This is a genomic window from Chryseobacterium sp. 14P4.3.2, assembly GCF_057799275.1.
This window is the reverse complement of record NZ_JBYOKO010000006.1, coordinates 14751-37708: the sequence shown is the minus strand read 5'-3', so window position 1 is coordinate 37708 and position 22958 is coordinate 14751. Positions and strand designations below refer to the sequence as shown.

14 protein-coding genes are annotated in these 22958 nt (G+C 36.1%); 7 read left to right on the top strand and 7 right to left on the bottom strand.

Annotation, left to right across the window (positions count from 1 at the left end):
* Positions 1-996, bottom strand: a complete 996-nt coding sequence (gene darH / locus AC27VX_RS10800) for a BtrH-related acyltransferase DarH (RefSeq protein ID WP_236856364.1) — start codon at positions 994-996, stop codon at positions 1-3.
* Positions 997-1060: 64 nt separating this feature from the next.
* On the bottom strand, positions 1061-1465 hold the full coding sequence (DarG, locus tag AC27VX_RS10795; protein WP_300689547.1) for a flexirubin biosynthesis protein DarG: 405 nt from the start codon (positions 1463-1465) through the stop codon (positions 1061-1063).
* Between the two features lie 359 nt (positions 1466-1824).
* Here DarG and AC27VX_RS10790 point away from each other — a divergent pair, with 359 nt between their 5' ends.
* Complete coding sequence (locus tag AC27VX_RS10790) at positions 1825-4737, top strand: M16 family metallopeptidase (RefSeq protein WP_236856362.1); 2913 nt, start codon at positions 1825-1827, stop codon at positions 4735-4737.
* Positions 4738-5047: 310 nt separating this feature from the next.
* On the opposite strand, the gene AC27VX_RS10785 is transcribed toward AC27VX_RS10790, so the two are convergent.
* From AC27VX_RS10785 to AC27VX_RS10765, 5 genes are read right to left on the bottom strand one after another with little or no spacing between them, the layout of a single operon-like run.
* Positions 5048-5491 carry a hotdog family protein gene (locus AC27VX_RS10785; RefSeq protein ID WP_488695538.1) on the bottom strand — a complete coding sequence of 148 codons (444 nt, stop codon included), beginning with the start codon at positions 5489-5491 and terminating at the stop codon, positions 5048-5050.
* Between the two features lie 6 nt (positions 5492-5497).
* Positions 5498-5929: a hotdog family protein gene (locus tag AC27VX_RS10780; RefSeq protein ID WP_236856360.1), complete on the bottom strand. Its 432-nt coding sequence runs from the start codon at positions 5927-5929 to the stop codon at positions 5498-5500.
* Positions 5929-7068: a dialkylresorcinol biosynthesis protein DarB gene (darB, locus tag AC27VX_RS10775; protein WP_488695535.1), complete on the bottom strand. Its 1140-nt coding sequence runs from the start codon at positions 7066-7068 to the stop codon at positions 5929-5931. The genes AC27VX_RS10780 and darB overlap by 1 nt, the downstream gene beginning before the upstream one ends.
* A 1-nt stretch (position 7069) precedes the next feature.
* On the bottom strand, positions 7070-7984 hold the full coding sequence (locus AC27VX_RS10770) for a dialkylrecorsinol condensing enzyme DarA (protein ID WP_236856358.1): 915 nt from the start codon (positions 7982-7984) through the stop codon (positions 7070-7072).
* 42 nt (positions 7985-8026) lie between these two features.
* Positions 8027-11680, bottom strand: a complete 3654-nt coding sequence (locus tag AC27VX_RS10765; protein ID WP_488695533.1) for an MMPL family transporter — start codon at positions 11678-11680, stop codon at positions 8027-8029.
* A gap of 192 nt (positions 11681-11872) precedes the next feature.
* On the opposite strand from AC27VX_RS10765, the gene AC27VX_RS10760 reads away from it, so the two are divergent.
* The 6 genes from AC27VX_RS10760 (at position 11873) to AC27VX_RS10735 (ending at position 22857) form a co-directional block, all read left to right on the top strand.
* Positions 11873-12880 carry a hypothetical protein gene (locus AC27VX_RS10760; protein ID WP_488695531.1) on the top strand — a complete coding sequence of 336 codons (1008 nt, stop codon included), beginning with the start codon at positions 11873-11875 and terminating at the stop codon, positions 12878-12880.
* Between the two features lies 1 nt (position 12881).
* Positions 12882-14021 carry an EpsG family protein gene (locus AC27VX_RS10755; protein WP_236856355.1) on the top strand — a complete coding sequence of 380 codons (1140 nt, stop codon included), beginning with the start codon at positions 12882-12884 and terminating at the stop codon, positions 14019-14021.
* A gap of 195 nt (positions 14022-14216) precedes the next feature.
* Positions 14217-17636, top strand: coding sequence for a T9SS type A sorting domain-containing protein (locus AC27VX_RS10750; RefSeq protein ID WP_488695529.1), 3420 nt, complete (start codon positions 14217-14219; stop codon positions 17634-17636).
* A gap of 271 nt (positions 17637-17907) precedes the next feature.
* A complete protein-coding gene (gene topA, locus AC27VX_RS10745) occupies positions 17908-20484 on the top strand; it encodes a type I DNA topoisomerase (protein WP_488695527.1) in 2577 nt (858 codons plus the stop codon).
* A 348-nt stretch (positions 20485-20832) separates the two neighbouring features.
* Positions 20833-21207, top strand: a complete 375-nt coding sequence (locus AC27VX_RS10740) for a hypothetical protein (RefSeq protein WP_236856353.1) — start codon at positions 20833-20835, stop codon at positions 21205-21207.
* Positions 21208-21405: 198 nt separating this feature from the next.
* Positions 21406-22857, top strand: a complete 1452-nt coding sequence (locus tag AC27VX_RS10735) for a T9SS type A sorting domain-containing protein (RefSeq protein WP_488695525.1) — start codon at positions 21406-21408, stop codon at positions 22855-22857.
* Positions 22858-22958 lie beyond the last annotated feature (101 nt).

The window sequence follows — 22958 nt, the reverse complement described above, 5'->3', positions numbered from 1 at the left end:
TCAGATCGCTTTTCTGAGTTTTTTATAGAAAGCTTCTTCCAGGTCTGCAATATGCAGCATCGTTTTTGAAAGTTCGTTATAGATGTTGCTTTTTGAATTTCTGTTTTTATACACTCTTGCAATATCAACAGCAAAGTCTCTCCAAAGATCACCAATTGAGGTAATTTCTTTTGACAATTCTTTTAATTCTTCATTTTTAAGAATTACAGCAGCCTCCTGCAGGAATGCTCCATAGATAAATCTGAATCCGCCGCCGCCGGTTCCGATTTCCTCCTGCATTCTGATAAGCTGTCCCAGATAGTGATTGGTTACTTTTGTTCCTTTCTTTTCCGCCCATTTTGGAATACTTCTGGCCACCCATCTCATGGCTTTTACTCCAATAAGCGGTACGGGAGCAAGCATATTTTTACAGGTGTCTTTGATTCCTTTTTTGATGGCCTCTTCCAGATTGATATTTTCGGGAATGTAAACAGGATAATACATATGCCCTTTTGGAGGAAGTGCTCCTTTGGCATATCTTACCTTTTCCAGTTCAGCCTCTGTAAGGGAAGTAGTGTAGTCCATTACAGGGTCACTGATAAGGAATTTTCCATCTTCTTTCCCATAGACAACAAGATTGTGGGCATTAAAGTGGAATTTATATTCTTCAGGGAAGTAGGTAAGGTTGAAAACTCCTACCTGAAGTCCTGTAGGTACATTTTGTTCCAAATTTCTTTCAAGAGCTTTTTGTGCATCCTGAGGATTTGAGAACTTTTCTCTTTTGATTTTAATACCTAATCTTTTTGCTGCTTTGCTGAAAATAGCACCCGGCATCGGACGATAGCTGAAGCCCGGAGCAAAATTCACCTTTAAAAAAGGCAGGTAGACAAAAAACAATCCTGAACCGATCCCGAAGATCATAGGTTCACTCAGTTTAAGGCCTCTGTTAAGCAGAAGATTAGAAGCAACACCGTTCTCGCAATGCGCAGTCTGATGGTGTTCAAAGTTTAATTTCATTTGTCGCTTATATCTTTTTCATTGGTTAAATAAAAGTGAGCATAGTATATATGCGTTGTTTCATTTATTTCCCATTGAAGTTTTTTAATTCATTTACTGAAATTCCGAATGCATCAGCATATTTTTTCAGTGCTGTTTCGCTTAGTGTTTTAAATGTTCCGGGCTTAAAATGTCTTTTTACCCTCCATTGCCACATTCCTACATAGGAGGCAAGTACACCCAGATCCATCTTATTCAGTTCCATAAAGTAAACGATAGGACTTACTATATTATTGGCAACATTTTGTTTTGCTCCCTCAATTCTTTCATAGATAAGCTCCATTGATTCATCCAGTGCAGCTTTCTTTGCGTTCCAGCCAGTACTGTTTGCCGTTGTATAATTATCATTCTCATCCGTGACATACAGAACTTCAGTCATGTTGGCAGATTTCAGGTTACTTTCGTCCTGAGGTAAGTCGTGTTTTTTCATCTAAATAATGTTAATTTTTTTAGATTCCAGATAAAAATGCTTCACCTGTTTTGATTTTTTTAATCAGTTGGCTAAAATAGTGAAAATACATTATATGTAAATCATATTAAACGGAAAGACGGTATTGTAGTGAAACAGAGGCAGTATAAGAATTGATAGTTCAATTTAATGTTTGTTTAAAAAAAAGTTTTGTCCATTTTAGGAAGACCGGTTTTAACTAATATGAAATAAAAGGATCTTAAGCAATACTCTGTTAGGGCTTATAATTTAGATATGTAATAAAACAGCTGTAACAAGTGTGTTATATAAGAAGACTAATGGTGTAAGAATTTGATAAAAATAACTAACAAATAACAACTATGAAGAAGTTTTTTATTTCTGTTTCGCTTTTCTATATGATAAGCGCTATGGCTCAGAAATTTGATACCCAAAAGCTGACTGATGCTCAGGGTTATACTTATGAAACGGTCAAGAATGATCAGGCAGGTGTAAGAGTTTATACCCTGAAAAACGGATTAAAGGTTTATCTGGCAAAAAATGAAGACGCGCCAAGAATTCAGACGTATATTCCAGTGAGAACAGGATCAAACAACGATCCGAGTGATAACACAGGATTGGCTCACTATCTGGAGCATATGGTTTTCAAGGGAACTTCACATCTGGGAACTCAGGATTGGGCAAAAGAAAAAGTTTTGTTACAGCAGATTTCAGATCTTTACGAACAGCATAAAGCTGAAAAAGATCCTGAAAAAAAGAAGGAACTTTATAAAAAAATTGATCAGGTTTCTCAGGAAGCTTCAAAATATGCTATTGCCAATGAGTATGATAAGGCCATTTCTTCATTAGGAGCTACCGGAACAAATGCTCATACATGGCTGGATGAAACGGTTTATAAAAATAATATTCCTTCGAATGAGCTGGAAAAATGGCTGAGAGTAGAAAAGGAACGTTTTTCAGAATTGGTATTACGTCTTTTCCATACAGAACTTGAAGCGGTATATGAAGAGTACAACAGAGCGCAGGATAACGACGGACGTCTTGTAAACTATGCTTTGATGGAAGCTCTTTTCCCAAAACACCCGAACGGACAGCAGACAACGATTGGTACTTCCGAGCATCTGAAGAGCCCTTCAATGGAAGCTATTCATAAATATTTTGATACCTACTACGTACCAAACAATATGGCGGTAGTATTGGTGGGAGATCTTGATTTTGACAAAACTATAAAATTAGTTGATCAATATTTCGGTTCTTTCAAGTACAAAGAACTTCCGATGAAAAAAATGGTTACAGAGGAGCCGATGACGCAGGTTGTTACAAGAACTGTAAAAAGTCCTTCTACACCAAGAATGACGATTGCCTGGAGAACAGACTCTTATGGAACGCAGGAGGCAAGATTAGCAGATGTAGTCGCTGAAATTCTCAGCAACAGAGGAGATGCGGGATTAATTGACCTTAATATCAATCAAAAGCAAAAAACTCTTGGAGCGGGGGCTTATGAATCTCCTTTCAAGATGTATGGTTCATTTGCATTGGTAGTTACTCCTAAAGAGGGACAAAGCTTTGATGACGCGAAAAAGCTATTGATGGATCAGCTGGATCTTGTGAAAAAAGGACAGTTCCCGGACTGGATGCTGAAGGCTATCGTAAATGATAAAAAAGTTCAGCGCATGAAAGACTGGGAAACTGCTGACGGATTGGCTACAGAGCTTTATGATTCTTATATTAAAGGAAGAACCTGGGAACAGGAACTTGATGAGATCAATCAATATGACAGAATCACTAAGGCGGAGGTTGTAAAGTTTGCCAATGATTTCTTCAAAAACAATTATGTAGTTGTTTATAAGGAAAAAGGAGTGAATGATAAGCTGGTACGTGTTGAAAATCCTGGGATTACTCCAATTAAACTGAACAGAGATGCACAGTCGCCTTTCCTTAAAGATATTTTAAATACAAAAGTAACAGAAATCAAACCTGAGTTTATAGACTATAAAGCAGCTATTCAGACTTCACAGGTGAAAGACAAAAAAGTAAGTTTTGTAAAAAATAAGTACAATGAGATAGCTCAGGTAAGTTATATTTTCCCTTTCGGAACAGATAATGATAAAGAGCTTTCTATTGCAGGAACTATTTTTGAATACCTTGGAACGGATAAATATACTCCTGAACAATTGAAGGAAGAGTTCTATAAACTGGGAATCAGCTATACCATAAGAACTTCAAATGATCAGATGGTGATCTCACTGAGTGGCCTTGAAAGCAATATGAAGAAAGGGGTGGAGCTGATGAATCACTGGATGACCAATGTGAAGCCGGATAAAACTATTTATGATCAAACGGTAAAAACAATTCTTGAATCAAGAGCGGTCGCTAAGAAAGATAAAGTGAGAATTATGTCTGCGCTTTCAAACTATGCGAAATATGGTAAAAATTCAAGAATGACGGATATAGTTTCCAAGGAACGTCTTGAAAACATTGACGCTGCAGAATTGATGAAGAAAATAAAAACCCTGAACCAGCATCCTTATCAGGTACTTCTTTACGGACAGGATCAGGCAGGGTTGGAAAAAGCGGTAAAACCGTATATCACCAATACAAGCCTTCAGCCTGCAAAAGCTAAGGAATATGCGGAACAAGCTACGACAGGTAAAGTATATTTCACAAACTATGACATGGTACAAATGGAAATGGCTAAGGTGGCAAAAGGAAGCAATGTAAATCTTAGCAACTTCGGAAAAGCTAATGTTTTCAATGAATACTTTGGAAGAGGACTTTCTTCTATCGTTTTCCAGGAGATCAGAGAAAGTAAGTCACTGGCATATACTGCTTATGTTTCTTATGCTAATGCTTCGGAAAAAGGACATGCGAACTATATTACCAATTATATTGGAACGCAGTCTAATAAGCTTCCTTTGGCTGTAAATGCAATGAATGAACTGATGGTAGCACTACCACAGATCCCTGCACAGTTTGAGAACTCAAAAGGTTCTGCATTGAAGCAGATTGCTTCCAACAGAATCAACAGAACGAATATCTTCTTCAATCAGTTGGCATTGAAAAAGCTTGGGGTAGACTATGATATCAGAAAAGATATTTATTCTGAAATCCAGGGGCTGACATTACCACAGCTTACAGAATTCTATAATACTGAAGTTAAGCCTGTAAAATACAATACAGCGATTATTGGTAAGAAAGAAAATCTGAATATGGAATCTGTCAACAAAATGGGAGAATTCCAGGAGGTGTCTCTTGAAGAGATCTTTGGATATTAATTCTTTTTTTTGATTTAAAATAAGTCTGAAAGCGGGGCAGAAATGCTCCGCTTTCTATTTTTAAAGATCGTCTGAATTTTGCAGTTTTACGGAATGTTTCACGTGAAATATATTTTTTTATTACCAGGATAATATAGGTTTTCAGGATTTATTATACCATTTATAATAATTCAACAGGGGAGAGCTTTAGCCAAAATATAAATTTTTTAAATACAAATATTCACAAGTACTTAATAACCCTTGGTTATTGATCTGAAACAAAAAAGCCGTACATTGAGGTACAGCTTTTCTATTTATTTTGAATCGGAATTTACGATTTCACTTCCTGAATAAAAAGATTGATTTCTGCTCTGATCAACAATTCATCATTATTAAATGTTTCGCAGAAGATGTGGCAGATATTTTCAAACTGGGAAATCAGTGATGCTTTTGAAATAATTTTATCATTCACTTTTGGAAGGGCAAAAATTTCAATTTTCTTGATGTTGGTAATAAAACCTATCACTTTAGTATCAGCTTCCGGATTTTCGAAGAAACTTTGTCCAAGAATAGATGAGCAGGTCTGTGCAAGGTTTTCAATTAAACCGGCTTCCACAAACTCATTATTGTGAACAAATATATTGTCTTCTTTTATTTCAAAGGAAGTCACTACTTTTTCCTGGGTCAGCTCAAGAATATAGTCTGCCATCAGCATCGGTTCGCGATGAGGTAAAAAGTTGTGTATATTAATGATATTTTCTTCCCTGATTTCCATTTTCAGTTATTTTACAGCAGTTTTCATTTGAGATTTTGCAATCACTTCGCCATTTAGTTTGGTAACGATATCTACGAGGGTTACTCCCATTACTTCATTGAGGATGGTGACCTCAGATTTCAGCAGATCTCCTGTTTTAGGCAATACCTGAGCTTCAAATGATTTGATCGCCCCGATGTATCCTGTAGGCGCATCCTTTCCCAGGAGATAATATTTATATCCTGTATGAAGTGCTACGCTCTGTGCCTGATGCTCAATTAAGCCCGAAGCCTGAAAGGTTCCGTCTTGTACAAACAGATTATCTTCCTTTATTTCAAATCCTGCGATAAGGTGGCTTTCAGAATATTCGGAAAGCTCATGCACCATTACAAAAGGCGCTCTTTGAGGAATAAGGCTTTGTACAAAATCTTTATCGGATGTTGGCAGTATGTTCTCCATTAGCAAACCGTTAATAAAGCACAAGAGTAAGCGAATCTTCCACTTTCCGGAACACAAAGAAGTACTTTTTCGCCTTTTTTCAGTTTTCCCGAATTCATGAGCTCTTCTAATGCTATAAAGATAGATCCGGCACCAATATTTCCGACTTCAGAGAGGTTGTAGAACCATTTTTCTGCAGGAAAATCCATGTCTTTTTTAGCAAATTCCTCTTTCAGGCCATCTTTGAAATAACCGGAAGAAATATGAGCTAACACATGATCAATTTTTTCAGGATCTAAATTATGCTTGTCAAAAGAAGTTCTTAAGCTTTCTGCCCCTTTTACCAGAATATATTTATCCAGAATTTTAGTATCCTGCTTTATTGCAAAAATAGACTGCTTCAGCCATTCATCTGAAGGATAGTCTGCCCAGGATTTAAGGCTTCCGTCTTCCTGTTTGTCACATCCTGCGTACATACACGCTTCGATTTCGTGAGCATAAGAGTAGAAATCTATAAAATCTATTTTTAATGAAATACTGTTTTCTCTTGGTTTGTTTTGCAACAAGAAAGCCCCTGCTCCATCAGAAAGCATCCATCTCAGGAATTCTCTTTTGAAGGCAACGATAGGTCTTTCTTCCAGTAATTTTAAGTTTTCAGCTTCATGATTGAATTTATCAGCGGTCATCCATGCAGACATTCTTTCGGAACCTGCACATACTGCACTGTCCTGTACACCGGCTTTTACAGAAAGGAAGCCGTAGTTCAGAGCATTCATACCTGAGTTGCAAAGACCTGTTGCGGTATTAATCTCAATAGATTTTCCGATGTTCAGTTCACCGTGGACCATAGAAGCGTGTGATGGCTGAATCTGGTCTGGTGACGTTGTTCCTACAGATAATAATTTCATATCTTCCTTTTTGAAATTTTCATCAAAAAGTCCTTCAACTGCTTTTGCTGTGAGCTGCGCATTGGAATGCGTAGGATTTCCTTCTTTATCTAAAGCGTAATATCTTGTTGTAATTTTATTGTTTCTTAAAATAAGCGATTTTGCTTTAGAAGGTGCGTCATTGATAAGGCCAAGATAAGTCTCCATTTCAGCATTCGATACCGGCTCATTGGGTAAAAATTTTGAAGCCTTTGTTATAAATACGTCGTACATTCTATTTTAAATTAATTCCTTGTAAATATGTTTTTTGTCTTTGTCTTTTAAACCAAAAGATAGGGGTTGTAAGTAGGTGTAACACCAAAACGACAGGTGAGATGATCCATATCGCAGCCATCAAATATACCTTAAAGAATTTTATCAGCAATGGACGTTTCTCTTTTTTCTTGATAATCAGATTAGACCATATTGTAAAAATCTTATTTCCTACCTTTTCTACACGAACCAGGAAAGGGCGGATTTCAACGGCTCCGTTTTTTACCAAGTCCGGCTGTAAGTCGCTCAGATCATTGTTTTTAAAGTGCTTTTCGATAATTTCTCCATACTTTACAGAACCTGCAATTTCTTCATCAGAAACTCCGGCTGCCGGAAGTAGTCCTGATTTTTCTTTTTGTCCCGTTGTAAGCCACCGGATAATGGTTAATACACTCGTATAATTGTCATGCCTGTCTACCAGAGCTATATTTCCTGCAAGTTTCGCTTTTAGATCTCTCAGATAAACTTTTAGTTTTTCCTGAGAAAGCATCCACATATTCCTGGTTCCGGAAATGGTAATCACAGGTGTGTCTTTAAGGATTTTTTCTGCATAGCTGCTTTTCAGGAATGAAATGATGGGGATAGACGGGGTAAGGAACCAAACCTGATATCCAAACAGGATAAGGTCATATTTTTTGTTCAGTATTTCTTCTGAAGGAGGAAAAATCTCTTTCGGGATCTGTAAATAAGATTCCGGAAAAGTGTCGAAAAAAACATCTCCGGGCCATGGGTAAGGAAAATCTTCCTTTAGTTTAATATTATAATAGGTAATGTCATACTCATCCTTTTGGGCTTCAAAAGGCTTCGCTATGTTTCTCACAATATCTTCAAGTTGACCGGTTTGTGAATAATATATTATAAGTATATTTTTCTTCATTAGTTTTCTTTAGCGTTTACAAAAATATGTTTTTCATATTTATTATTTGGTTTTAAATACTTTTAAGGATTCAGAACTCCATTCTAATGTATAATTTTTGTTTTCAAACCCTGTATTTTTTATATTTATAAAAATGATGGTTTCAGGAAGAACCTTAATATTATTCATGCTAAAACTGTCATCCGAAACCAGAAGGACATCAATGATTTTGTTGATCTCTGAAAATTCTCTTATATACTGGATCTTCCTTCTTTTGACCAGATAGCTATGTGCTGCTGTAGCTCTCTTATCATTATCCCTGATTAATGAGAAAACTCTTCGGCTGGCCTGATATAAAGTTAACAAAACATCTGTTTGTCCGAAATCATCTGCAATATGAAGAATGCTCGCATCATTAGGTATATGTTTATTAAGCTCAAAGTATGCCAATTTATGAGTTTTAAAATCTTTTTTGACTTCTTTTACCACCTCACTGTCTTTATAGAGGAAGCTCAGGAATAATTTATTTTTGAAATAATTTTCATTCTCTATTTCCTCTCTCAATTTAGCAAATTCTTCTCTGAAATAGGCATTGATCTTTTTTGTTCTCTCAGAATAGTTTTTGCCGAAAGTCATATCATCTTTACTGATCCTGTTACCCACTTTAACGGTAATACTTCCATCATAGATAATGAAGTCACCTTTTGGTAATACCTCAGAATTTCCATGGATGTAAAGAGGAAGTATATCCAGTCCAAATTGTTCCGCAAGATAAAACGCCCCTTTATGAAATCTTTTGACATCATTGGTATAAGAACGTTCAGCTTCAGGGAAAACTACCAGAGAGTATCCCTGTGCAATTTTTTCTTTCAGCTGATCCATTCCGTTTTCAATGCCTTGGGAAACCGGATAAAAGCCAAGTGCCTTAACGAGTTTTCCAAAAACCGGTGAGTCATATACCCAATCATTAACCAGGTAAATGATTTTGTGGGTAGCCATGGCGATGGCTAAGGTGTCCAAGAACGACGTATGATTGGCAATGATAACAGCCGGTTTGCTGAAATCTTCTGCTGTATTTCTGATAACCCTTTTCTTTACAAAAGGAGTTGAATAAAGTACGGATGTCAGGAACTTGGCTAGGATTAATTTAATAATATCTAAGGTTCTGCCTTTAGAGTTTTTAACAAAGATACTGCCGAAAGCAGAAAATATCAATCCTCCCAACCCATAATATGTGAATGAGAATATTGCTCGTAACAGTAATCTTAAAGTAATCGGAGAAAGTCCTTTTTTTGCCCGGTTTGTAATCAACAGCCTAAACCAGAATGGATATAAGGTAGACGTAATGATAATCACTGAGAACATTCCAATCAACGCAACCAAAGCTAAAGAATGAAGGGCAGGATGTTTTGCGAAGATCAGAGATCCGATAGAAAGAATGGTTGTAAAAACAGCAAGAATGATTGAGGTTCTATAGGTGGGCAGTTCATTCTTTCCTGTAGTATGTTCTTTTTGCATGGCCTGGGTCAGGAAAATACTGAAATCATCCCCAACACCGAACACCAGAGTACAGACTACTGTACTGAATATATTTAATTCAAGCCCTAAAAAATAAAGAATTCCCGCTGTTACCACTCCTGTTAAAACAATCGGGAACATAGTAAGAATGGTTAATTCAAGATTTCTGAAGAAAACAATGATCGTTAAAACAATGGCTAAAAGAGAATAATTGATTAGTGTGGTAAAGTCTCTTTTCAGCAGGCCCAGGAAATTTTCATTCATCTGCTGGCGGTCAATCGCAAGGGCGTCATGTTTCTTTTCAATATCTTTGATGAAGGTATCTCTTTTGTTTTCATCTACTTTTACAACATTAGATACCGTATAAAACCCATTTTCATCGCTCAGAAATTCGGAAATTTGAAGAGCTTTTATCTTTTCATAATCCTTCAGGCTTAAAGTATTGTAGTCTTTATTTAAAAGCCCGTTGAAATTATCAAAAGCAGATCGGTTGAACCCGAATTTGTTTCCATTGCTGATCAGCTCAGAAATAGTCTGGTTCTTTTTATGATCATTCCAGAAACTTTTCCAATCCTCAATTTTCTTTTGCTGGTCTTTTTCTGAAAGTACAATGTTTCCAATGGAATTATAACTTAGTATTTTACCTTCCTGTTTCTCTTTTTCAAGGAAGCTGCTTAGTTTTGAGTTTCTTTCCAGTGCCTCTTCTTCAGAATTTCCATACGAGATGGTGTAAATAGACTTTGAAGTGATATCTGAAAGTTTTTGAAGTTTGGCTTCACTGATCTTTAATTCCTTGGGAATATAATTCAGATCGCCAATATCTTCATTAAAACCTACATGCCTGAATCCAAACAGACAGGCTAAAATAATGATCGAACAGCCAATAATTAGAGGTTTGTTTTTCTCGTAGGGATAAGACCCGATCCTGTCGATAAAATTTGAATGATGTGTATCATCCACTACTTTAGGCGTGTATAATTGGGGAACGATAATCAATGCTGTAACAGAAGAAAGAATGACGGTAATAGCAGCAAAAAGTCCTAAGTCCTTCAATGCTTCAGAGCGTACAAAAACAAGGCACAGGAATGAAACTGCGGTAGTAGCGCTGCTCAGTACAATAGGCTGGGTAATTTCCTTGTAAAGTTCTTCAATATTATTGTTGTGCTTATAATGTGTCAGAATATGCAGCGCATAATCTATCGTGATTCCGATAAGAATAGCCCCTACACTCAATGAGATTGCGGAAATTTTATCTTTAATAAAGTATAAAGCCAATAAAGCTAGCAACACCGAAAAAGCAGTCGGAAGAAAAACAATAATGGGAGTAAAGAAATTTCTGAAATAATAAATAAGCAGAATCAAAAGTACGGTCATAGAAATGACAACCGTATTCTGGATATCTTTCTTTATTTGTTTGGCATTGGCTACTGCAATCACCGGAGATCCGAAATAGCTGAGTTCTGTTTTTCCTTTGAACTGTTTATTGATATCGTCTTTTATTGTGTTAAGCTGATCGACGAAAGCTTCGTTTCCCTTAGTGTCATTGCTCTTATTTTTGGGATCAATGAAAAGTAACAGATTCTTGCCATCTTTGGTTACAATATAACTGTCTTCAAGTTTGAAATCTTTACTGATGTTTAAGGCATTTAATTTTTTAATCCCTAAAAAAGTGAGTCCCAAAGGATCTTTTTTGATAAATTCCTTTGTCACAAGACTTGTAGGAGATGCCAGCGAAATATAATTGTTCTCTACCTGTGTAGCTATACTGTCTTTTTGAAGCTTTCTGTCAATTTCTTTATAATCGTTTTCATTTAAGAATAATGGAAGGTTTTGACTGACAAAGTCAAATGTTTCTGAAATCTCATTATCATTTACTTTTCCCTGAACAGAACCAATGTATTGATGCAAAGGCTTTATTTTTTGCAAAAAAGTATCTGCGGTTTCAGAAAGCTGAAAGCTGTCTTCATGAGACTTGTTTTCTATAATGACAATGATCTTATCCGAAAAATTAAGCTGTTTAATAACCTTTGCTGTAAGATCCGATTTTTCATTTTTAGGAATAATCTGATTAATGTCTTCCTCGAAATTGATTTTTGAAGCAAAGAAAATGCATAAAGCGGCAATTCCTAAGGCTGTAAATACAGACAGGGTTTTGTTTTTGGAGATCAGGTAATATAAAAATATAAAAAAGCGATGCATTTTGTTTAAATCAAGTGTGCAAATTTAATTTTTTAAGAGTTAGTTCAAAATAGTTAGACGAGAAGTTTAGCTGAAAATCAATAAAATATTCTAGGAAGAATGAAAAAATATTCTACTTTTGCAAAAGTTCCCCGCTAACAAAATGTATTTTAAATCACAATTATTATTAAAAAATAAGAATCTGTTTTAGATATGTTGAAAAGAAATGATGAAAAAATAAACGGATTCCTATTTGTAATAGTACTTCCGCTTCTGCTGTTTGCTATGTCGTATTATGGATTTGAATCTGCTTATACAAGATTAAAAACATCAGAAAAAACCCCCGAATTTTTATTCTCCTCTGTTTATGCTTACAGAGTGATTCCCAATTATCTCAGTGTGTATATGACAGATATGATGTATTATCTGATCAATGGTCCTTTTTCCTTTTTTAAAGATTTCCTGTCCAAGAACGGGACCCCATTCTATCACGGGCTTTTCCTAATGAATAGTGTGTTTTTTATTTTGTGTTCATTAATTTTAAATGCAATATTTAAGCTTAAAGCTGGAGGCTTTCTTTTGAATCTTAATGCAAAAAGAATTATTCATCTCTTATCCGTTTTCTTTATTGTAATTACCCAGTATGCGCCAACAAATTGTGACACTATTGCTCTTTTTTGTTATTTGGCAGGTATTTTTTTTACACTGAAATATTTACATACTCAAAAAAATATATTCTTTTACTCTTTAATTATTCTTATTGTATTCTCCACATTTGTAAGGGAAACGGCATGTATTAATATCGCTTTTTTTGCTGCGGTATTTTTCAATTTAAATGACCTTAAAAGAGGTAATTATCAGATAATTTGGAAAATAATTCCCCTTGTTATTGCTTTTATTGTTCCTTATCTGGGGCTCAGAGCTCTTTTTATACAGGAAGAGACTACTTTTGTAGAAGGATTTTATATCAATAGAAACTTTTCCAGTCCATTCAATCTTGCAGGGCTGCTTTTTGCAGTAATTATACTTTATTTTATATATAGGCTTTGTGTGGATAATGAAAACAGAACTGTTTTTGGAAAATATCTCTTTTTTTCAATTCCCTATCTTCTTATGATTACCTTGGTGGGGCTTTTTTGGGAAGTAAGACTTTTTCTGCCTTTAATTCTTACCGGAATTATAATAGCATACCATCAATTTAAAAAAACATCAGAGATTTAACATGAGTTTATTACACCCATATTATCTAATTGCGATTGTCTATATGCTGTTTTTCAGTATTAAGGAGGTTTTTGGTAAAAAAGTGGATAAGAAATGGTTTTGGTTTTTAGCCGTGTATTTTATTATCATTGTTGGACTTAGAGATGATGTAGGGCCGGATTATGGAAGTTATAAAGGAATTTATATTTATTCTGATACCAAGAGCTATTACTCTATCTTTATGAAAATGCTCCATCTGGAGGGTACAGAAAACCTTGATGTAGAGTGGCTCTATACTTTAATTAATAAAATACTGCTCAATATCTTTGATGCGCCTTTTTACATGCTGACTTTAGTTATTGCTATTTTTGCCATGATCTTTAAAGTAGAGTACACAGAAGATAATACCTTTTATCCATTTACTTTTACCCTGTTTATGTTTATTCCCAACTTTTTCATTGGGGAAAGTGGACAGATAAGGCAAAATTTGGGAACTTTCATTGTTTATTTTGCAATACGCTATATCAAAGAGCGTAAGTTCTGGCATTACCTGTTTTTCATATTCATAGGCTCAGGTATACACAGTGTATGTTATCTTTTTTTACCTATGTATTGGCTGGCTCGTGTTCCGTTGAATAAAACGGTGATGCTGATCATGATTATTGGTTCTGTTTTCCTGTCTCCGTTTGAGATCTACAGGGTTTTTGGTAGTTTTCTGGATGGCATGGCATCGGAAAGTACACTTGTAGAAGGCTTTAACGGATATATGGATGAGAGTGTGCAGCGACTGAATGGTGGTATAGGTATTCCGGAAGTGATGATGGCTATTCTGACCTTTTTCCTTTTTGTTTTTGATACGAAGATGAAAAAACTTTATCCATACTATGAATATCATCGGAACTATGCGGTTATAGGAGTTTGCCTTTATTTTATTTTTAGAAATAACCCGATATTTTCATCAAGGCTTGCGGGAGCATTCATTGGATTCTCCTATATCATTATTCCGAATGCAATGTATGTGGTGGCGCCGAGAGTAAAGAACATGATCTATGCATTCATCATTTCACTGGTTGTCTTTAACTTCGTTGTATTTGGTCTATTTAATAATATCAAGGCTGGGCGATTTTCTATAGAGCGATATAAAAATCACATACTTCCATAGGGAGATTTAACTTAAATAAATTGTAAGACAGCTTTTTTAGCTGTCTTTTTTGTTTTTGTGTTGTTTTAAAGATTATTTAGTGTTTTATTAATAACATAATCATAATATGTTGAATTTATTTGTTAAATAATTCAATTTTATTGATATGGGCTTAAAAGTTGTATCTCAATAATGATATACCCAAATCCATAAAATATGAAAAGGTTAATTGAAAAATTAGCGGCAGTTTTTTGCCTAGTGTTGATGGGAATTTGTTTTAAAGGGAACATCTTATTAAAGGAAAATCTTTCCTTGATTGGACACATAAATGATGGATTAGTTAAGAAAGAAGACTCCCTTGGAAAGTCTGTTCATGCTAAGCTGTTGATTCCGGATTGGAAAAAAGCTCCTAATAGTTATATATTCGATCCCAATCAGAATAGTGAGGGCTTGCTGGTACCGGTAAAGAAAGCGTATGCTATGTGGGATGGAACCGGATATCTCAGTGGAACTGGTATTCCTGCAGGAACGGTCACAGCAGATGTACTCTGGGAAGACAGTCATGGACTGATAAAGTCGGGAGTAAATTATGCCCTGGAAATTGTTGGTTCCGGACAGGATGCAAAAATAAAAGTCCCAATCAACAAAATAAGAAAAGGAAATGCTGTGGTAGCATTAAGAGTGGATGGTGAGATTTATTGGAGCTGGCATATCTGGGTGACGGATGATCCTACTAATGGAGTATCTTACAAAAGTTTCAGCAGTATTAAAAGAATGAAAACGGATGGAACTGTTGAGTTGATTCCCGATTCTGATTGGAAATGGATGGATAGGAATCTGGGAGCACTTTCTGCTTCTATCACTTCATCAGATTGGAACAAGAGCATGGGGCTTCTTTACCAGTGGGGGAGGAAGGATCCTATTCCGCCATTAGTAACCAGAGGGAATGATTTCTATGAGGTTTCGGGATCTGTGGGAAGAATACGGCATAGAGGAGCAAAGAATATGGACAATGCAACAAGTATTGACGATCTCAGAAAATTTGTTCTGCTTTCCAATGCTGAGATAACAAATAATATCAGGCTTTCTGTAAAAAATCCTCTCAGTCTTATCTACATTAATAAAAATGATAATTCCGGACAGGCGTATTACAATAACAACGTCAATTTGCCTGTCAATTGGTTTGGTAAATCTACGGTGCTGCCGGATAACAGATTGTCAGAACTTAACCTTTGGTCTGATAATGCACAGGGTAAAATTTCAACAGTTTATAATAGCGACGATAGTGCAAAGCCATATAGAGACAAATCTTCTTATGATCCTTGCCCTAATGGTTGGCGCGTACCTTCTGTACTAGTTGCTAACCAGGCTTCTTCATCTTATGTTGACGACATCAGAATAGACTTTTCACCTTTCGGAGTAAAAACCAATATGGCGAAAAATGTTTTTGAAAACAATAAATATTATATTATAAAACCAACCGATGCAGGAGTGCCGTCATTTATGACCGGGTTTAAAGTGTATTCTAATTTGGGCTTTGATCTTTCTAACATAGGAGGATATAATATGGGAATATTTCCTGGAACAGGTCAGCTGATCAGAGGTGCTCATTTGGGACAATATACTGATCAGCATCATATAGCGCTTTGGACAGCAACCCTGGCAAGATTTTTTGATGCTTCACCGGCAGTAACCGTAAGAGGGCTTTCTATGATTCCCGATAAAGGACAGCCGGATATTCCGGATCCTAATTATCCTGATATTAAAGGACGTTATTATTACTATCCCCTTTCCGGAATGTACACTTCAGATGCAAATGGATGCAGATGTATAAAAGACCCTCTGTATAGCATCAACGACTATGACTTTCCTACAGAATACCTGCCTTCAGCGGCAGAGTACAGAGAAGGAATTGATAACCCTAATACCTATCAGATTACTAAAAATACGTCAGGTTCGGTTGTGAATATTCCCGTAAGTAAAGCATTTTCAATGCAGAATCAGCTGCTGAATAATTCCGAAATACTAAACCCTTCGAATTTTAACAACTTAAAAGCAAATGTTCTCTGGACAACGAACATAAACCTTATTAATAAAATTACAGTGGTGAATCCGTCCCCTTCTTCACTGCAGGACATAATTAATTCAAGGATATCGGTAGAAGTTGCTCCTGGCCAAAGTGGAAATGCTGTAGTGACATTGCATAATGGCAGTATATCGGCTCCGGTCTATTGGAGCTGGCATATCTGGGTGACTGATTCACCTGTAGGGTCTTATACTTATACAACAGAGCCTGCGTCAAATACAGCTGTAAACTATGTAAACTATGTTGCTAAGGCAGATGTACCCTTTCAGACTATATTCATGGATCGTAATTTGGGAGCTACAGATGTGTTTCCTAATGTTGTAAACCCTGCTTCACCTACTGCAGATGAGTTGTCAAAAATCAGTGCATCCACAGGGTTACACTATCAGTGGGGGAGAAAAGACCCTCTACCGACATTTCAAAGTGCAGACAGTAGAAACTTTTTCAATATATTTTTAGGAACTACAGCAGCAAATGGAACTGTTTCCTATAGCACCCTTACTCCAGCCGTTTACAATAGCCTTTCGGGTAATTATATCGTACCTTATACTACGTATGCTGCAGCCTCTAATGTACAGGCTACAGACAAACCTGTGGACAAAATCTCCAAAGTATTATCTTACTCCGTTAAAAACCCTTTAGTATACATGATTCCAAGTATATTTGCCCCTTTTAACAGCACAACACCTAATTACACCAGTGGAACAGACTGGCTGGCAACAGAACCTAATCTGGCATTGGACAGATGGGGGAGGGGAGGGAAAAAGTCTCCGTTCGATCCCTGTCCGGAAGGATGGAGGATTCCAGATTTGACAAATTCAGCATTAGTTTCAGGAACTGATTTTGGACAAACTCCCTGGTATAAAAAAGATAAAAACATAGCTACATCTTATAGTATTGTTACCGATTATGCAGGAGTCAGAGTCAGAAATTCCGGCAATTCGACGATTGGATATATGTTTAATAGTATTTCGTATCCCATAGGAAACTATCCGGATTCAGGATCAAGGGGATTCAGAAGCGTAATAGCAAATCAGTCTCCTCAGGGAACCTTTAACGTGATTAATTTTCAATATCCTGCAATATGGACGGGAGCCTTAACTTCAAATTACCTTGGAAGATCTATTAATGTACTTTTTGATGCCGCTTCTACAACCAATCGAATCATTGCTTTTCATGATAATAATGATCCTTACTTTGGTATAGGATGCCGGTGCGTGAAGATAAAATACGATGCTGATGGTAATGAGGAAGGGCCGGCTTCAAGAATTGCTATTATACAGAATGGCTCAACACTGAGTGCTATAAATACTGATGTGAAAGCTGAGGAAAACAGAATTTTTTTATACCCCAATCCGGTTTCTGACATTCTTTACTTAAAAGGTGAGGAAGATAAAGATTATAGCTATCAACTGTATAATGCATTAGGACAGCTCGTAAATTCCGGAGAGTTTGAAGATGATCATATTGATGTTTCTTCCCTGATCTCAGGAGTTTATTTAATAAGAATAAATAATTCTGAAGCTACTGTAAAAATAATAAAACGATAAAGTTTGAAAATGACAATTCTAAAAGCGGAATAAAAAGTTCTATTCCGCTTTTTCACTGATAAAATTATTTTTACATCTATTATGACTGATGAAAAATTCTATATTATCAAATATTGATACACATATAATGGGCTAAAGCCTACATTACAAAGGAGTTGGTTGTTGTTGGAATGGCTGTTGAAAGAGGATAGAAACCACTTTTATTGTTAAATTAAAAATCTTTATCAAAAAGTATATAATAAAAAAGCTTTACTTTTGCAAAAATTTTAGAATGTCGAAAAATTTAGTAATCGTAGAGTCCCCGGCCAAAGCAAAAACTATTCAGAAATATTTAGGAAAGGATTTCGAAGTGAAATCGAGCTTCGGACATATCCGGGATCTCCCTAAAAAAGGAATGGGTATTGATCTTACTACATTCAGTCCTGATTACGAAGTTTCAGCAGACAAAAAGAAATTGGTAACCGAATTAAAAGCTGCCGTAAAGAAAGCCGAAATGGTATGGCTTGCTTCCGATGAAGACCGCGAAGGAGAAGCTATTGCATGGCACTTAGCAGATGAATTGAAACTGAAGCCGGAAAACAGAAAAAGAATTGTTTTCCATGAGATTACCAAAAACGCCATTCTAAAAGCAATTGACAATCCAAGAGATATTGATCAAAACTTAGTGAATGCCCAGCAGGCTAGAAGAGTGTTGGACAGAATTGTAGGTTTTGAAATGTCTCCGGTTTTATGGAAAAAAGTAAAACCAGGCCTTTCTGCAGGAAGAGTACAATCTGTTGCAGTAAGATTAATCGTGGAAAGAGAAAAAGAGATTCGCGAATTTATACCTAAAGCAAGCTTTAAACTTGACGGAATCTTCTTAAATACCTCTGAGCAGGAAATTGCTGCCAAGCTGAAAAAAGACTTCGAAAAAGAAGAAGATGCAGAAAAATTCCTTGAACAGGCGAAGACAACAGAATTTAAAGTTCTGAATGTTGAAACAAGACCAGGTACACGTTCAGCATCTGCTCCTTTTACAACCTCTACATTACAGCAGGAAGCCTCTTCAAGACTGGGATATAATGTGACCAATACAATGCGTCTTGCACAGAGGCTGTATGAAGAAGGGTTTATTACCTATATGAGAACAGACTCGGTAAACCTTTCCCAGGAAGCAATTGAAGGAGCAAAAAAACAGATCACCTCAGAATATGGACCGGAATATTCTTCCCCAAGAAACTATACTACTAAATCTGCTGCAGCACAGGAAGCTCACGAAGCAATCCGTCCTACAGATTTTGGAGTGAAAAGTATTGGTGATGCTCAGCTGAGTAAACTATATCAATTAATTTATAGAAGAACACTTGCTTCTCAGATGGCGAATGCCAAAATTGAGAAGACGGTAATTGAAATTGGAAATGCATCATTGCCACATCATTTCGAAGCACAGGGAGAAGTGATCATATTTGATGGTTTCCTGAAAGCTTATGGTATTGTAAAAGCTGAAGATGATGATGAAGATAACAACGAAAAACTATTGCCAAAAGTAAAAATTGGTGAAGTATTAAATTATAAAACCATTACTGCTACTGAAAAATTCACAAGACCAAGTGCAAGATATACGGAAGCAGGATTAGTTAGAAAACTTGAAGAACTGGGAATTGGTAGACCATCTACGTATGCACCCACTATTCAAACGATTCAGAACAGAGAATATGTAGATAAAAGAGAGATTGAACCTCACACCCGTGAAGTGATCAAAATGTCTCTGATAAAAGATAAAATAAAAAAAGTAGTTCTTGAAGAGAAATTCGGGGGGGATAAAAATAAATTCGTTCCTACAGATATTGGGGAAGTTGTGAATGATTTCCTTACCGATAACTTCAAAGAAATTCTGGACTACGGTTTCACAGCAAGAGTAGAAGAAAGTTTTGACGAAATTGCAAGTGGAGACCAGAAGTGGAAAGAAATGATGACCAATTTCTACTCAAAATTCCATCCGAGAATTGCAGATGTAGAAGAAAATGCAGACCGTGCTACAGGAGACAGACTTTTAGGAGTGGATCCTAAAACCGGTAAAAATGTTCACGCAAGAATCGGAAGATTCGGAGCAATGATTCAGATTGGGGAAACAGATGATGAAGAAAAACCAGTTTTTGCATCATTAATGACAGGTCAGAATATTGCAACCATCACTTTTGAAGAAGCAATGGAACTGTTCAAATTACCTTTTGATTTAAATGAGGTTGATGGGAATCCGGTTTCTGTAGGAGTAGGTAGATTTGGTCCTTATGTGAAATGGGGCGAAACTTATATCAGTATTCCAAAAGGTGAAGATCCGCTTTCTGTAGATCAGAAACGCGCAGAAGAAATCATCAATGAAAAGAAAATCGCTGATGCACCTATTGCAAATTATAAAGGAGAGCCTGTAACAAAAGGAACAGGAAGATTCGGACCATTCATCAAATACAAAGATATTTTTGTAAATGTTCCGAAGAAATATAACTTCGACAATCTTTCTCAAAGTGACATCAATGAACTTATTGATGCTAAACTTGAAAAAGAAGCAAACCGATACATCCAGCAGTGGGAAAAAGAGAAAATCTCTATCGAAAACGGAAGATGGGGACCTTTCATCAAATTTGGAAAAGCAATGTTCAAAATTCCAAAGAAAGCAGACGATACAAAATATGATGCTGATGAGCTGAAAGAGCTTTCTTTAGATGAGGTTAAAAAATGGATTACAGATCAGGATCCTAAAGCCTTCGCAGAAAAGAAAAAGCCTGCAGCCAAGAAAGCAACGACTGCAAAGAAAACAACAACAGCAGCGAAAAAACCTGCAGCTAAGAAACCTGCAGCAAAGAAATAAATATTCTCTAATAAAATATAAAAGCACAGATTTCGGTCTGTGCTTTTTGCTTTTATAAAATCAGGTCTAAAGAAATGAAATGACATCGGTTTTAACTTATCTTTTTTTTTCCTTTATAATCACTTCAAAAAATGTAAAAATTGCTTAGCAATAACCTTTACGTGCTTGTCACTTAGCTTTAAGTATAAATACGTAAATGGAAGATTAAGTATTAAGACTCTGATATACAGTATTTTGATTCTCTATCTTTACACCGTAATATTACAAACGGTGGAGTTCAGAAACCACTTTAAAAACGAGGCGGATTCTGAAAAGCCAAATGAGTAAGAAAACAAAAACTATAAAATCATGTCAGAATTTAAATTTAGCGAAGAAGCTATTTCAAACGCATTAGAGGCAGCAAAAAGATCACACGAAGACAGTCAGGCAAATCGTCGCTCATCAGGGGCAGATTCAGATTTGAGCCTTGCTAATGCCAGCGCAGGTTATCTTCTTGTAACAGCAGAGTGTATATCAATTACTGTTGAGAACAATAAAGTTTGCATCAACTTACCATTAGGTTTTGGGAAATATTGTTTCAGTATACCATTAAGCATTCCTAATGGAACAGCTGGTCAGGCTTGTTTATCTATATGTACTACCTGGGGAATTCCAACAGGAATTAGAGTTACTATCATTATAGGTGGAATAACAATTATCAGCCAATCATTCGGAAAATGCTAATTATTTAGTACACGAATTAGAATAAAAAAGTCCGTCTCACATTATAGGTGAGGCGGATTTGTTTTACCAAGTTGTTGAAAATGTGATGCTGCTAATAAACCTTAGCAGCTTTATCTTTTACTGAATTCCTTGTTTAATTTTATATATTTGGGAATTATAAAAACTAATATAACAAACTGTACCGTGAAATCTTATTTTATGCACAAAATTTTATCCTTTTTAGGACTGTTTATTTCATTAAACTTCTTTTCCCAGGAAAACTTACTGGACACCTCTTACGGCTTTAGTGGAGGATATACTGATTTTGCTTTTTATAACGGCAGTCAAATGTCCGGAGGGCTGCAGATACAAGCTACAGCAAAACTTCCTGATGGAAAAGTTTTAGCAGTAGGGGCTGGCTTCATTGCCCGTTTTACTTCCAATGGGGTATTAGATACTTCTGTTCTCAATGGTTATGGGTATAAATTGTTTTCCCAGTCAACCTATGGCCGGATAAAACCTGCAGGAGACGGTAATTATATTGTCATGGATTACGGCTTTGGCGGTGTTCAAAAAATAGATACAGAGGGAAATTTTGTAAATAGCTTTACTTCTTTTAATCAGGGAGCATCATATGTGGACATAGAGGTTGACCAGAATGGGAAGATCTATCTACTTAAACATTCCAATTATAACTATACCCTTGTTCGTCTTTTACCGAACGGAACTGTTGATACCGCTTTCGGAAATAATGGAGTAGCGACCTTAGGGAACAGTTACCGATATAGCAAAGTAAGAGTCAATACAGATAACGAAATCTTTATAGCAGGTCTGAAGATTGTTGCCACAAATAGCGATCAGAGAATAGTGGTTACAAAAATTTTGCCTGATGGAGGACTTGACACCTCTTTTGGAACCTCAGGGAATTTCCTTTATCAGTATGGTCAGAATGCAGGTACCAGCGCACATCTTATGTTCTTGGATAATGGGAAAATCTTAGGATTAAGTTCCGGAAGTATTTGTAATGGAAACAATTGTTTTGGACTTATCACTTATCGCCTTAATGCAAACGGAACTTTGGATACAACATTTAAAAATACCGGTATTGCTGTTATTCCTGTTCAGTCTGATTCAACTCCTATAAAGACGGTGCGCCTTCAGGACAATACATTTATGATTTCCGGAACAGGATGGTACAATACTTACGTGCTGAAAATGGATGAAAATGGAAATCTGGATAATTCCTTTGGTTTAAACGGTAAAATTATTACCCCGCAAATGCTTAATAAATATGTATACAACGCAGGTTTCGAATTATATGGAAACTCAGTCGTATTATTTGGAGCTTATTCAATCGCGTATGGAGGACAGACCCAGTACGTGGGAACAGCCCGCAAATACTTTTTTAATACAAGTAGTCTGGGAGTTTCAGATGTAGCATTGAAGGCTGTGAAGATTTACCCCAACCCAGTTAAAGACTTTCTTCACTTGACATCAAAGGAAAAAATAACAGATTATGAAATTTTAGATTTGAACGGCCGGAAAATAATGAATGCGGAAGCTGGTTTTTCAGAAGGAAAGATTAATTTGAGCTTTTTATCACCAGGAACATATATGATTACTGTTCGTACATCGAAAGGAGCCGTCTCTTCTAAATTTATTAAAAAATAATACAACATCATATTTTGCAAAAAGTCTTCTTTCGGGAAGGCTTTTTTTGTTTTTTTGAAAGTTAAAAAGTGCCATAGATTGCCAATTTGCTGTGGTTTTTT